The following is a 13,049-nucleotide window of genomic DNA, read 5'->3' as shown; positions in this document are numbered from 1 at the left end:
GGGGGGGGGGGCCGCGGGGGGGGCGGGGGGGGGCCCCCCCCCCCCCCCCCCCCCCCCCCCCCCCCCCCCCCCGCCCGGGGGGGGGGGGGGGGGGCCCCCCCCCCCCCCGCTACCGTTGCACCGTGGCTGAATCGACGAAGACGGGCGCCTCGCGCGACCGCACCGACCCCGAGGCGTCGGGCGAGCCCTCGTGGCAGCCGAGCGACGTCGAGCTCGCGCGTCGGGTGTTCCGGCGCCGTCAGACGCGGCGCTCGGTGCTCGTCAGCGCCGGCTCGACGCTCGTGTTCGCGACGCTCGTGGCGTGGGCGCTGATCGGCTCGCCCGGCTGGGAGCAGGTGCGGCAGACCTTCTTCGACCCCGAGGTCGCGATCGCATCGCTGCCGCGCATCCTCGAGGGACTCTGGCTGAACATCCAGGTGCTCGTGGTCGCGGCCATCGGCGTGATGCTCGTCGCCCTGCTGCTCGCGACGCTGCGCACGCTGCGCGGGCCGGTGTTCTTCCCGCTGCGGGCGCTCGCGGCCGGCTACACCGACCTCTTCCGCGGCATGCCGCTCATCATCGTGCTGTACCTGGTCGGCTTCGGCCTTCCCGGCCTCGACTTCCTCCCGCGCGTGCCCGTCGCGGTCTGGGGCACGATCGCGCTGATCCTCGTCTACTCGGCGTACGTGTCCGAGGTGTTCCGCGCCGGCATCGAGGCCGTGCATCCGTCGCAGCGCCTCGCCGCCCGCTCGCTGGGGCTCAGCCACGGCCAGACCATGCGCCGCGTCGTGCTCCCCCAGGCCCTGCGCAAGGTCACCCCCGCGCTCATGAACGACTTCGTCGCCATGCAGAAGGACGTCGGGCTCATCTCGGTGCTCGGCGCCGTCGACGCCGTGCGCGCCGCGCAGATCGAGACCGCGCACTACTTCAACTTCACGCCCTACGTCGTCGCAGGCCTGCTGTTCGTGCTGCTCGCGTGGCCGATGATCCGCCTCACCGACTGGGTCTCGGCGCGCATGCGCGTGCGCGAGCAGGGCGGGAGCATCGTATGACCGGGCCGACCACCTCGTCGCCGGGCCCGGCGACGCCCTCCGCCCCTGGGCTCCTGCGGCTGCGCGGCATCCGTCGCTCGTACGGCGACAAGCTCGTGCTCGACGGCGTCGACCTCGACGTCGATGCGCACGAGGTCGTCGCCCTCGTCGGCGCCTCGGGTTCGGGCAAGTCGACGCTGCTGCGCACCATCAACCTGCTCGAGACCATCGACGACGGCGTGATCCTCCTCGACGGCGAGGACGTGAGCGATCCGCGCGTCGACGCCGACCGGGTGCGCGCCCGCATCGGCGTCGTCTTCCAGCACTACAACCTGTTCCCGCACCTCAGCGTGCTCGACAACATCACGCTCGCGGCACGCCTCGTGCACCGGATGCCGCGGGCGGCCGCCAAGGCGAAGTCGCTCGAGCTGCTCGACTCGGTCGGGCTCGCGGAGTTCGCGACGGCGTACCCCGATCGGCTCTCCGGCGGACAGCAGCAGCGCGTCGCGATCGTGCGCGCCATCGCGAGCGATCCCGAGCTGCTGCTGCTCGACGAGGTGACGAGCGCGCTCGACCCCGAGCTCGTCGGCGAGGTGCTCGCGCTCGTGCGATCGCTCGCCGACCGCGGCACGACGATCGTGATGGCGACGCACGAGATGGCGTTCGCGCGCGAGGTCGCCGATCGCGTGGTGTTCCTCGACGCCGGGCGCATCATCGAGGACGCGCCCGCGCCGGAGTTCTTCGCGACGCCGCGCGAGGCGCGCACGCGGGAGTTCCTCGCGCGGTTCCTGCGCGCGTAGGCCGCTCGAGATCGCGGCCGGGCGAGCGCGACGGCGCGCGCGACGGCACGGATGCGCGGGAGCGGCAGCCCGCGGAGGACGCCTCAGCCGGCCCGGCTCGCGAGCAGGTCGCCGACCACGGCGGGAACCGCCTGCGCGATGTCGAGCGCGACGATCGGGCCTCCGCCGTTCGCGGTGCTGGCGCGCAGTGCCGCCTCGCCCTGGATCCACGCCGCGGTCGCCGCGAGCGAGGTGAGCGCCTCGGCGTCGCGGGCGAGCAGGGCGTGGTGCGTCGCCGCAAGCGCGCCGAGGACGCCCCCGAGCACGTCGCCCGTGCCGCCGGTCGCGAGCCAGTGCGTCGGCGCCTCGACGAGGAACCGGTTGCCCGCCGGGTCGCACACGTGCGTCCTGGCTCCCTTCAGCAGCACGACGACGCCGAGCTCCCGCGCGGCGCGCTCGGCCCATCCGGCCGGATCGGCGCGGATCTCGTCGAGGCTCGAGCGGATCTCGCGCGCGGCGAGGAGCCGCGCGAGCTCCCGCAGGTGCGGCGTGATGACGGTCGGAGCGGTGTGCGTGCCCACGAGGTCGAGCGCACCGGCATCCAGCACCACCGGAACGCCGTCGGCGAGCGCGTGCTGCAGGTCGCCGAGCAGCACGAACGACCGCCTGGTCGGATCGATGCCCGAGCCGAGCAGCCAGGCCTGCACGCGTCCGCGGCCGACGACGGTCTCGGGGCGGCGGGCGAGCACCGCGCCGCGCACGCCCCTCGGTCCGATGTAGCGCACGAGCCCGACGCCGGTGCGGTGCGCGGCCTCGACGCCGAGCACGGCCGCGCCCGGGAACTCGGCCGAACCCGACACCATGCCGAGCACCCCGCGCGAGTACTTGTCATCGTCGGCTCCCGGCGCCGCGATCCAGGCGGCGGCGGCGTCGCCCTGCCAGCTTCTCCACTCGGTGGCCATGCTCCAACGATAGGTTGGAACGCGATGCCAACGACAGCCCTCGAACCCATCAGTCTCGCGCCGCGCGTGGTCGTCTTCGACTACGGCGAGGTCATCTCCCGCGCTCCGAGCGCCGACGACCGGGCCGCGCTCGTCGCGCGCGCGGGGGTCGGCGCCGATGCCGAGCCGGCCTTCTGGACCGCCTACTGGTCGCACCGCGGGGCCCTCGACCAGGGCACCGTGTCGATCGCGGAGTACTGGGCTGGCGTCGCCGCCGAGCTCGGCGCCGACCTCGATGCGGTCGACGTGCACGAGCTCTGGGCGCTCGACCACCGCAGCTGGCTGAGCGTCGATGCCGGCACCCTGCGCGTGCTGCACGCCCTCCGCGACGGGGGCACGCGCCTCGCGCTGCTCTCGAACGCGGGCGCCGACTTCTCGGGGTGGCTGCGATCGGGCTCGTTCGCCCCGCTGTTCGAGCGCGTGTTCGTCAGCGGCGAGCTCGGGCTCGTGAAGCCCGGCGCCGAGATCTACGAGCACGTCATCTCGGAGCTCGGCATCGACCCCTCGCGGTTCGTGTTCGTCGACAACAAGGCCGAGAACGTCGCGGGGTCCCTCGCGGTCGGCGGCGACGCCCACGTGTTCACGGATGCCGCGTCGCTCGAGTCCTGGCTCAGGGGGCTCGCCGCATGAGCGCCGCGCCCGAGTCCCCCACGGCACCCGCGGCATCCGCCGGGCCCGTGCTGTTCACCCCGCTCACCATCCGGTCGCTCACGATCCGCAACCGGGTGTGGGTTCCGCCGATGTGCCAGTACTCGGTCACCGAGCGCGACGGCGTGCCGCACGACTGGCACCTGGTGCACCTCGGCTCGTTGGCCGCGGGCGGCGCGGGGCTCGTCATCGCCGAGGCGACCGCGGTCAGCCCGGAGGGGCGCATCTCCGACTACGACACGGGTCTCTGGAACGACGAGCAGGCCGAGGCGTGGTCGCGCGTGACCCGGTTCATCCGCTCGCAGGGGGCCGCCGCCGGCATCCAGCTCGCGCACGCCGGGCGCAAGGCGTCGGTCTGGCCGGAACCCGTTCGCAAGCCGGGGTCGCAGCCGCTCGACGAGGGCGGCTGGACCACGGTCTCGGCGTCGGCGCTGGCGTTCCACGGCATGCGCGAGCCGGTCGCGCTCGACGAGGCCGGCATCCGCCGGGTCATCGCCGACTTCCGCGCGGCCGCCCGCCGAGCAGTCGATGCGGGCTTCGATCTCGTCGAGGTGCACGCCGCCCACGGGTACCTCGTGCACCAGTTCCTCTCGCCGCTGTCGAACCTGCGCCGAGACGCATGGGGCGGCGACCTCGAGGGCCGAGCGCGCCTGCTCCTCGAGATCGTGCGCGAGGTGCGCGCCGAGATCGGCGCCGAGGTGCCGATGTTCGTGCGCTTCTCGGCGACCGACTGGGTCGAGGGCGGCTGGGACGAGGCGCAGACCGCGACCGTCGCGCGGTGGTGCGAAGACGCCGGAGCCGACTTCTTCGACGTGTCGACGGGCGGCCTCGTCGCCCACGCCGAGATCCCCGTCGGGCCGGGATACCAGGCCGGCCACGCCCAGTACGTCGGCGAGCACGGCGACGTCGCCGTGTCGGCCGTCGGCCTCATCACCAACGCCGAGCAGGCCGAGCAGATCGTCGCCTCGGGTGCCGCCGACGCCGTGATGTTCGGCAAGGCGATGATGCGCGACCCGCACTTCGCGCTGCGTGCCGCGCACGAGCTCGGCGCGGGCAGCGCGATGTGGCCCGTGCAGTACCTGCGGGCCAGGCCCGAGGTCAACGACGGCGAGTGGTGAGCCGCGGCCCCAGGTGAGCGGGCGCGGTCAGGCGGACCCGGCGGACGCCCGCCGCATCTGCATGGCCCGCTCCATCATCTCGGGCGAGAGCTGGCCGATCGCGAAGATGTTGCCCTCGCTGTCGGTGAACCAGGCGCTGCGCTCGTCGCCGAGTTCGGCGACCCCGTCGACGGTCTTCAGGCCGGGGAGGTCGTAGTCCTCGAACACGACGCCGTGCGTGCGCAGGGCGGTCATGTCGCGGTCGAGGTCGTCGGTCATGAGGTTGAACGCGGTGTTGCCCGCGGTGCCGGCGAACTCGGTGCGGTACACCATCACGATGGTGCCGCCGACGTCGTAGAACAGCCCCATGCCCTCGAGGTCTTCGTAGACCGGGTCGCGGCCGAGCACGTCGTGCCACCAGGCCTTGGCTCGGCCGAGGTCCGACGCAGGGAGGACGGCCGTCGCCATGAGTTTCTCGAACATGATGTTTCCTCGGATCCTCGGGTCGGCGCGAGTCTACGCCGCGGGTCGGCGGCCGATCCCGCAGGAGGAACGAGTGGCACGTCACGACACGGCTCGGCCGCGGCATCCATCGATCGGATGCCGCGGCCGGCCGTTTCGCGGGAGGCGTTCAGCCGCGGCGGGTCGCGTCCTGGACCTCGCCGACGAGCTCCTCGATGATGTCCTCGAGGAAGATCACGCCGGTGGTGGCGCCCTGCTCGTCGAAGCTGCGCGCGACGTGCGTGCCGAGGCGACGCATCGTGGCGAGCGCGTCCTCGAGGTCGGTGCCGTCGTAGATCGACACGAGGCGCCGGATGCGCTTCGCGGGGATCGGGTCGTCGAACTCGTCGACCCTGAGGTCGATGACGTCCTTCAGGTGCACGTAGCCCTCGGGTTCGCCGTCGTCGCCGACGATCACGTACCGCGAGTATCCGCGGCGGGCGACGGCCCGCTCGACGTCGGCGGGCGTCGCCGTCGACGGCAGGCTCACGAGCGCGGACATCGGCAGCGCGACATCCGCCACCCGCTTCGTCGTGAACTCGAACGCCGCGGTCAGGGTGCCGCTCGCATCGGCGAGCACGCCCTCAGCGCGTGAACGGTCGACGATGGTCTGCACCTCGTCGAGCGTGAACGTCGAGTTCGCCTCGCTCTTCGGCTCGACGCGGAACAGGCGCAGCACGCCGTTCGCGGTCGCGTTCAGGGCCACGATGACCGGGCGGAAGACCCGCGCCATGAACACGAGCGGCGGCGCCAGCAGCAGCACCGCGCGCTCGGGCAGCGAGAACGACAGGTTCTTCGGAACCATCTCGCCGAACACCACGTGCAGGTACGACACGAGCACGAGCGTCACGATGAAGGCGACGGTCGAGATGACGCCCTCTGACCAGCCCGTGAGGTGCAGCGGCACCTCGAGCAGGTGGTGGATGGCGGGCTCGGAGACGTTCAGGATCAGCAGTGAGCAGATCGTGATGCCGAGCTGGCTCATCGCGAGCATGAGCGTCGCGTGCTCCATCGCCCAGAGGGCGGTCTTCGCACGGCGGCTGCCCTGCTCGGCGAGCGGCTCGATCTGCGAGCGTCGAGCCGAGATGACGGCGAACTCCGCACCGACGAAGAAGGCGTTGGCCAGCAGCAGCAGCACGAGCCAGACGATGCCCAGCCAGTCGCTCATCGGCGGGCCTCCCCATCGTCGTCGTCCGGCACCGGATCGGGGACGAAACGCAGTCGATCGATGCGGCGCCCGTCGAGGCGCTGCACGGCGAGCGTGCCGCCCTCGATGCGCACCTCGTCGCCGACGACCGGCAGCCGGCCGAGCTCGGAGATGACGTAGCCGGCGACGGTCTCGTAGTCGCCGTTCTCGGGCACGCGGATGCCCGTGCGGTCCACGAGCTCGTCGGGCCGCAGGATTCCGGGGAACGCGATCGAGTCCTCGCGTCGCACGATGCCCGCACGCGTGCGGTCGTGCTCGTCGGCGACCTCGCCCACGAGCTCCTCGACGAGGTCCTCGAGGGTCGCGACGCCGGCCGTCCCGCCGTACTCGTCGACCACGACGGCCATCTGGAACCCGCGGCCGCGCAGCTCGCCGAGCAGCACGTCGAGGGTCATCGTCTCCGGCACGCGCAGCGCCTCGGACTGCAGCGCGGATGCCGGGACATCCGCCCGCCGTTCACGCGGCACCGCGACCGCCTGCTTGACGTGCACGAGCCCGACGATGTCGTCGAGGTTCTCGTCGTACACGGGGAACCGCGAGAAGCCCGTCTGCCGCGCCAGCTCGAGCACCGTCTCTGCGGAGTCCTGGCGCTGCACGGCCGAGACGGCGGGCCGCGGGGTCATGACGTCGGATGCGTCGTGGTCGGCGAAGCGCAGGGTGCGCCCCAGGAGGGTCGCGGTGTCCTGCTCGAGCAGGCCGGCGCTCGCCGAGCGGCGAACGAGCGAAGAGAGCTCCTCGGCCGAGCGGGCGCCGGAGAGCTCCTCCTTCGGCTCGATGCCGAAGGCCCGGATGAGCCCGTTGGCGCTGCCGTTCAGCACCACGATCGCCGGGCGGAACACCCAGGTGAACGCGGTCTGGAACGGCATCACGACCTTCGCGGTCGCCAGCGGCAGCGCGAGCGCGAAGTTCTTCGGCACGAGCTCGCCGACGATCATCGAGAGCAGCGTCGCGATGACGACGGCCGTGATCGCGCCGACGGGGCGGATGACCGCCTCGGGCAGGCCGATCGCGGCGAGCGGGCCGGCGAGCAGCGAGCTGATGGCCGGCTCCATCGTGTAGCCGGTGAGCAGGGTCGTCAGCGTGATGCCGAGCTGGGCGCTCGAGAGGTGCGTCGAGGTGATCTTCAGCGCGGAGATGGTGAGCGAGAGCCTCGTCTCACCTCGCGAACGACGCGCCTCGAGATCGGCACGATCGAGGTTGACGAGCGCGAACTCGCTCGCAACGAACAAGCCCGTGCCGACCGTGAGGAGGAGTCCGATGCCGAGCAGGAGCAGCTCAGGCATCCGCACCTCCCCGATCGATCACGGGCGAGGGTCTGTGACTTGGATTGGCAGAGGGAGGATCGTCCATTGTGCGTACGAGTATATCGGCGGCATCGCGGCGATCTCCCGGTGGATCACCAGCTGACCGGCAGCGCCTTGCCCTCTTCGTATCCGGCGGCCGACTGGATGCCGACGCGCGCCCGGTCGCGGAACTCCTCGAGCGTGCGCGCACCCGCGTACGTGAACGAACTGCGGACGCCCGACGTGATCATGTCGAGGAGGTCCTCGAGCGACGGGCGCAGCGGATCGAGGTAGATCGACGACGACGAGATTCCCTCGGCGAAGAGCTCCTTGCGCGCGAGCTCGTAGGGCGAGAGGCGGTCGAAGCGCTCCCGCACGGCCTTCGTCGAGGCCATGCCCCAGCTCTCCTTGTAGAGCCTGCCGTTCGCGTCGCGCGCGAGCGACCCCGGCGCCTCGATCGTGCCGGCGAACCAGGAGCCGATCATGACGGATGACGCGCCGGCCGCGAGGGCGAGCGCGACGTCGCGCGGATACCGCACGCCGCCGTCGGCCCAGACCCTGGCGCCGAGCTCGCGCGCCGCCTCGGCGGTCTCGAGCACGGCCGAGAACTGCGGACGCCCGACCGCGGTCATCATGCGGGTCGTGCACATCGCACCGGGGCCGACCCCGACCTTCAGGACGTCGGCGCCCGCCTCCACGAGGTCGACGACGGCGTCGGCGGCGACGATGTTGCCGGCGACGATCGGCACGCCGAGCCCGAGGTCGCGCACGATCGACACCGCGCGGACCATGCCGTCCTGGTGTCCATGGGCGGTGTCGAGCACGAGCATGTCCACACCGGCGGCGACGAGCGCCGACGCCTTCGCGGCGACGTCGCCGTTGATGCCGACCGCTGCGGCCACCCGCAGCCGGCCGTCGGCGTCGACGTTGGGCTCGTAGATCGTCCCGCGCAGGGCACTGCGCCGGCTCAGCGTTCCGACGACCCGGCCGTGCTCGAGCACGGGCGCGAACTCGAGGCCGGCGTCGACCATCAGGTCGAATGCACGACGGGGGGTCTCGACGTCGTCGGCGTCGAGCGACGCGAGACCACCGTGCACGAGGTCGCCGAGGCGCGCGTCGGGCAGTGCGGTCGCCAGTCGCTCTGCGACGATGCATCCGGCGTACGCACCGTCTTCGCCCTGCAGCACGATGCCCTGGCCCGGCACGGGCGGAAGCACGCCGAGCGCATCGGCGACGGTGGCGTCGGGGGCGAACACGTACGGGGTGTCGAACCGGGCGGACTGGGACTTGACCCAGCGGATCGACTCGGCCAGCTCCTGCAGGTGCAGGTCCTGCGGCAGGACCCCGATCCCGCCCCGCCTGGCCAGCGTCGACGCCAGTCTCGGGCCGGTGATGGAGTTCATGTTCGCCGACACGATCGGCACGGATGCCCCCGACCCGTCGTCGGGCGCGAGCGACACGTCGAGACGGCTCGTGACCCCCGAGCGACTCGGCACGAGGAAGACGTCCGAATAGGTCAGATCGTGACTGGGTTCGGTGCGGTAGAACTCCATGGACCTCACGCTACCCCGGCAGGCTGGAAGCCGAGCCCGCGGAAGGGGTTTAGGCTTGTCGAGGCGATCGGACCCGCGCGAAACCGCAAAGTGTATCGATCGCGAGAGAAAATCCAGAATCAACGGAGAGAGTGGGCGATCGGCTGTGTCGAGCCAATTGACCGGGTCGGGGTCTGAAGAGACCACGGCGGGCGAATACGGGGCCAACGAGTGGCTCGTCGACGAGATGTACGAGAAGTACGTCGTCGACCCTGAGTCCGTCGACCGGTCGTGGTGGCCGGTGCTCGAGTCATACCGGGATGCCCGCGCGGGCGGCGCCGCAGCCGCACCGTCGACGGATGCCGCGGCCGAGCCGACCGTCGCCGAGACCCCCGCCGCCCCGGCAGCCGAGGCCGCCCCGGCCCCCGCCGAGACGCCCGCGGCCGCAGCCGCCGCGCCCGCGGCATCCTCCCCCGCGACGACCCCGAACCCGGTCATCGGCCAGGCGCCGGAGGCCCGCACGACCTCGGTGGCGCCGCGCTCGACGCCCGTGCCCGCCGACGTGCCCGTCACGAGCCCGCAGCAGGTCATCGACGGCGGCGAGCGCGCCGACGAGGTCGTGCCGCTGAGGGGCATGCCCAAGGCGCTCGCGGCGAACATGGACGCCTCGCTCACCGTGCCGACCGCGACCAGCGTGCGCACGGTGCCGGCGAAGCTCATGATCGACAACCGCATCGTGATCAACAACCACCTCCGCCGCACGCGCGGCGGCAAGGTGAGCTTCACGCACCTCATCGGCTGGGCGCTCATCCAGGCGCTCAAGGAGTTCCCGAGCCAGAACGTGTTCTACAACGAGGTCGACGGCAAGCCGAGCCTCGTCCGTCCCGCGCACATCGGCCTCGGCATCGCGATCGACGTCCCGAAGCCCGACGGCAGCCGCGCCCTCCTCGTGCCGGCGATCAAGCGTGCCGAGACCATGACGTTCAACGAGTTCCTGAACGCCTACGAAGACCTGGTCGGCCGCGCCCGCAACAACAAGCTCACCGCCGACGACTTCTCGGGTGCGACCATCTCGCTCACGAACCCGGGCGGCATCGGCACCGTGCACTCGGTGCCGCGCCTCATGAAGGGCCAGGGCTGCATCATCGGCGCCGGCGCCCTCGAGTACCCGGCCGAGTTCCAGGGCTCCGCCGAGAAGACCCTCGCGAACCTCGCGATCGGCAAGACGATCACGCTCACCTCGACCTACGACCACCGCGTCATCCAGGGCGCCGGGTCCGGCGAGTTCCTGAAGAAGGTGCACGAGCTCCTCATCGGGCAGCGCGGCTTCTACGAGGACCTCTTCGCGGCCCTGCGGCTCCCGTACGAACCCATCCACTGGTCGCCCGACATCTCGGTCGACATCGCGAGCGCGATCGACAAGACCGCCCGTGTGCAGGAGCTCATCAACTCGTTCCGCGTGCGCGGCCACATGATGGCCGACACCGACCCGCTCGAGTACCAGCAGCGCTCGCACCCCGACCTGAACATCGAGAGCCACGGCCTCACGTTCTGGGACCTCGACCGCGAGTTCGTGACCGGAGGCTTCGGCAACACCCGCACGGCACTGCTGCGCGACATCCTCGGCGTCCTGCGCGACTCCTACTGCCGCACCATCGGCATCGAGTACATGCACATCCAGGACCCCGAGCAGCGCAAGTGGATCCAGGAGCAGGTCGAGCGCAAGTACGAGAAGCCGACCCACGACGAGCAGATGCGCATCCTCGGCAAGCTCAACGAGGCCGAGGCGTTCGAGACCTTCCTGCAGACCAAGTACGTCGGCCAGAAGCGGTTCAGCCTCGAGGGCGGCGAGTCCGTCATCGCACTCCTCGACGAGATCCTCCAGGGTGCGGCGAAGGAGCAGCTCGACGAGGTCGCCATCGGCATGGCCCACCGCGGCCGCCTCAACGTGCTCACCAACATCGCCGGCAAGACCTACGGGCAGGTGTTCCTCGAGTTCGAGGGCACGACCTCCGGACAGGGCTCCGGCGACGTGAAGTACCACCTCGGCACCGAGGGCACGTTCACCGCAGACGACGGGGCGCAGATCCCGGTGTCGCTCGCCGCGAACCCGTCGCACCTCGAGGCCGTCGACGGCGTGCTCGAGGGCATCGTGCGCGCCAAGCAGGACCGCAAGCCGATCGGCACGTTCTCGACGCTGCCGATCCTGATCCACGGCGACGCGGCCATGGCCGGCCAGGGCGTCGTGATCGAGACCATGCAGATGTCGCAGCTCCGCGGCTACCGCACGGGCGGCACGATCCACGTGAACATCAACAACCAGGTCGGCTTCACCACCGTTCCAGGCGACGCGCGCTCGTCGATCTACTCGACGGATGTCGCCAAGGCCATCCAGGCCCCCATCTTCCATGTGAACGGCGACGACCCCGAGGCCGTCGTTCGGGTCGCGGAGCTCGCCTTCCGCTACCGCCAGGAGTTCCAGCGCGACGTCGTCATCGACCTCGTCTGCTACCGCCGACGCGGGCACAACGAGGGCGACGACCCCTCGATGACCCAGCCGCTCATGTACAACCTCATCGAGGCCAAGCGCTCGGTGCGAAAGCTGTACACCGAGGCGCTCGTCGGCCGCGGCGACATCACCGAGGCCGAGTACGAGGAGGCCCACCGCGACTTCCAGGACCGCCTCGAGCGCGCCTTCGCCGAGACGCACGCCGCGCAGACCGGGTCGATCCCGATCATCGGCGCCACCGGCACCCTCGAGTTCGAGGAGCCGGCCGTCGGCGAGCCCGAGACGACGGGCGTGTCGACCGAGGTCGTCGCCGCCATCGGCGACGCGTTCGGCAACAAGCCCGCGGGCTTCACGGTGCACCCGAAGATCCAGCAACTGCTCACGAAGCGCGTCGACATGAGCCGCAACGGCAAGATCGACTGGGGCTTCGGCGAGCTGCTCGCACTCGGCTCCCTGCTCATCGAGGGCACCCCGGTGCGCTTCGCCGGTCAGGACGCCCGCCGCGGCACGTTCGTGCAGCGCCACGCCGTGCTCCACGACCGTTCGAACGGCCAGGAGTGGCTGCCGCTGCAGAACCTCTCCGACAACCAGGCCCGCTTCTGGATCTACGACTCGCTGCTCTCCGAGTACGCGGCCATGGGCTTCGAGTACGGCTACTCGGTCGAACGCGCCGACGCGCTCGTGCTCTGGGAGGCCCAGTTCGGCGACTTCGCCAACGGCGCGCAGACCATCATCGACGAGTTCATCTCCTCGGCCGAGCAGAAGTGGGGCCAGCGCTCGAGCGTCGTGCTGCTGCTCCCCCACGGCTACGAGGGCCAGGGTCCCGACCACTCCTCGGCACGCATCGAGCGCTTCCTGCAGCTGTGCGCCGAGAACAACATGACGGTCGCCCGTCCGTCGACGCCCGCGTCGTACTTCCACCTCCTGCGCCGCCAGGCGTACGCGCGCCCCCGGCGTCCGCTGGTGGTCTTCACGCCAAAGGCGATGCTGCGCCTGCGCGGCGCGACGAGCGAGGTCGCCGACTTCGCGAGCGGCCGCTTCGAGCCGGTCATCGACGACGCCCGCATCACCGACAAGGACGCCGTCAAGCGCATCGTCTTCGTCTCGGGCAAGCTCTACTACGACCTGCTCTCCGAGCTCGACAAGCACCCGAACCCCGAGGTCGCACTCGTGCGCCTCGAGCAGCTCTACCCGCTGCCCTCCGACGAGCTCAAGAAGGTGGCCTACAGCTACCCGAACGCCGAGTTCGTGTGGGCGCAGGACGAGCCCGAGAACCAGGGCGTCTGGCCGTACTTCATCGTCGAGACCAACAAGCTCGGCGACCGCCCGGTGCGGGTCGTCTCGCGCACGGCATCGGCGTCGCCCGCCACGGGTTCGGCCAAGCGCCACGCGACCGAGCAGGCCGACCTCGTCAGCCGCGCGCTCACGATCTGACCGTTCGAAGACCCGAAGAGGGCGGATGCCGCATGGCATCCGCCCTCT

The 13,049-nt window shown here is 71.3% G+C and carries 10 protein-coding genes; 5 read left to right on the top strand and 5 right to left on the bottom strand.

Annotated elements, in window-relative coordinates; genetic code table 11:
- Window positions 1–122: 122 nt before the first annotated feature.
- On the top strand, window positions 123–1,031 hold the full coding sequence (locus ABIC29_RS18970) for an amino acid ABC transporter permease (RefSeq protein WP_116084738.1): 909 nt from the start codon (window positions 123–125) through the stop codon (window positions 1,029–1,031).
- Complete coding sequence (locus tag ABIC29_RS18965; protein WP_116083182.1) at window positions 1,028–1,810, top strand: amino acid ABC transporter ATP-binding protein; 783 nt, start codon at window positions 1,028–1,030, stop codon at window positions 1,808–1,810. The genes ABIC29_RS18970 and ABIC29_RS18965 overlap by 4 nt, the downstream gene beginning before the upstream one ends.
- Before the next feature lie 83 nt (window positions 1,811–1,893).
- Here ABIC29_RS18965 and ABIC29_RS18960 read toward each other — a convergent pair whose 3' ends face one another.
- The gene (locus tag ABIC29_RS18960; RefSeq protein WP_354248033.1) at window positions 1,894–2,751 is read right to left on the bottom strand and encodes an ADP-dependent NAD(P)H-hydrate dehydratase; all 858 of its coding nucleotides are present in this window, start codon (window positions 2,749–2,751) and stop codon (window positions 1,894–1,896) included.
- A 24-nt stretch (window positions 2,752–2,775) separates the two neighbouring features.
- Here ABIC29_RS18960 and ABIC29_RS18955 point away from each other — a divergent pair, with 24 nt between their 5' ends.
- Both ABIC29_RS18955 and ABIC29_RS18950 read left to right on the top strand, forming a co-directional pair.
- Complete coding sequence (locus tag ABIC29_RS18955; RefSeq protein ID WP_116083187.1) at window positions 2,776–3,420, top strand: HAD family hydrolase; 645 nt, start codon at window positions 2,776–2,778, stop codon at window positions 3,418–3,420.
- Complete coding sequence (locus tag ABIC29_RS18950) at window positions 3,417–4,556, top strand: NADH:flavin oxidoreductase/NADH oxidase (RefSeq protein WP_116083189.1); 1,140 nt, start codon at window positions 3,417–3,419, stop codon at window positions 4,554–4,556. Before ABIC29_RS18955 ends, ABIC29_RS18950 begins: the two co-directional genes overlap by 4 nt.
- A gap of 27 nt (window positions 4,557–4,583) precedes the next feature.
- Here the strand turns inward: ABIC29_RS18950 and ABIC29_RS18945 are convergent, their stop codons facing one another.
- From ABIC29_RS18945 to guaB1, 4 genes are all read right to left on the bottom strand, one after another.
- Entirely contained in the window at window positions 4,584–5,018 is a 435-nt protein-coding gene (locus ABIC29_RS18945) for a VOC family protein (RefSeq protein ID WP_199471611.1), read from the bottom strand.
- 148 nt (window positions 5,019–5,166) lie between these two features.
- Window positions 5,167–6,204 carry a hemolysin family protein gene (locus tag ABIC29_RS18940; protein ID WP_116083192.1) on the bottom strand — a complete coding sequence of 346 codons (1,038 nt, stop codon included), beginning with the start codon at window positions 6,202–6,204 and terminating at the stop codon, window positions 5,167–5,169.
- Window positions 6,201–7,526, bottom strand: a complete 1,326-nt coding sequence (locus tag ABIC29_RS18935) for a hemolysin family protein (RefSeq protein ID WP_354248028.1) — start codon at window positions 7,524–7,526, stop codon at window positions 6,201–6,203. Before ABIC29_RS18935 ends, ABIC29_RS18940 begins: the two co-directional genes overlap by 4 nt.
- A gap of 113 nt (window positions 7,527–7,639) precedes the next feature.
- Window positions 7,640–9,079, bottom strand: coding sequence for a GMP reductase (gene guaB1 / locus ABIC29_RS18930; RefSeq protein ID WP_116083196.1), 1,440 nt, complete (start codon window positions 9,077–9,079; stop codon window positions 7,640–7,642).
- A gap of 145 nt (window positions 9,080–9,224) precedes the next feature.
- Here guaB1 and ABIC29_RS18925 point away from each other — a divergent pair, with 145 nt between their 5' ends.
- Window positions 9,225–13,001: a multifunctional oxoglutarate decarboxylase/oxoglutarate dehydrogenase thiamine pyrophosphate-binding subunit/dihydrolipoyllysine-residue succinyltransferase subunit gene (locus ABIC29_RS18925; RefSeq protein WP_116083198.1), complete on the top strand. Its 3,777-nt coding sequence runs from the start codon at window positions 9,225–9,227 to the stop codon at window positions 12,999–13,001.
- The last annotated feature ends 48 nt before the right edge of the window (window positions 13,002–13,049 follow it).

Origin of the sequence: Agromyces sp. PvR057, assembly GCF_040547485.1 — a bacterium.
In the GTDB taxonomy this organism is placed as follows: domain Bacteria; phylum Actinomycetota; class Actinomycetes; order Actinomycetales; family Microbacteriaceae; genus Agromyces.
Note: the sequence above shows the minus strand (reverse complement) of the source record. Positions and strands in the feature narration are given on the sequence as shown.

Bases quoted from the DNA above. Each gene is read 5' to 3' on its own strand.
- ABIC29_RS18965 (WP_116083182.1), top strand. From the start codon at position 1,028: ATGACCGGGCCGACCACCTCGTCGCCGGGCCCGGCGACGCCCTCCGCC.
- ABIC29_RS18960 (WP_354248033.1), bottom strand. From the start codon at position 2,751: ATGGCCACCGAGTGGAGAAGCTGGCAGGGCGACGCCGCCGCCGCCTGG.
- ABIC29_RS18955 (WP_116083187.1), top strand. From the start codon at position 2,776: ATGCCAACGACAGCCCTCGAACCCATCAGTCTCGCGCCGCGCGTGGTC.
- ABIC29_RS18950 (WP_116083189.1), top strand. From the start codon at position 3,417: ATGAGCGCCGCGCCCGAGTCCCCCACGGCACCCGCGGCATCCGCCGGG.
- ABIC29_RS18945 (WP_199471611.1), bottom strand. From the start codon at position 5,018: ATGTTCGAGAAACTCATGGCGACGGCCGTCCTCCCTGCGTCGGACCTC.
- ABIC29_RS18940 (WP_116083192.1), bottom strand. From the start codon at position 6,204: ATGAGCGACTGGCTGGGCATCGTCTGGCTCGTGCTGCTGCTGCTGGCC.
- ABIC29_RS18935 (WP_354248028.1), bottom strand. From the start codon at position 7,526: ATGCCTGAGCTGCTCCTGCTCGGCATCGGACTCCTCCTCACGGTCGGC.
- guaB1 (WP_116083196.1), bottom strand. From the start codon at position 9,079: ATGGAGTTCTACCGCACCGAACCCAGTCACGATCTGACCTATTCGGAC.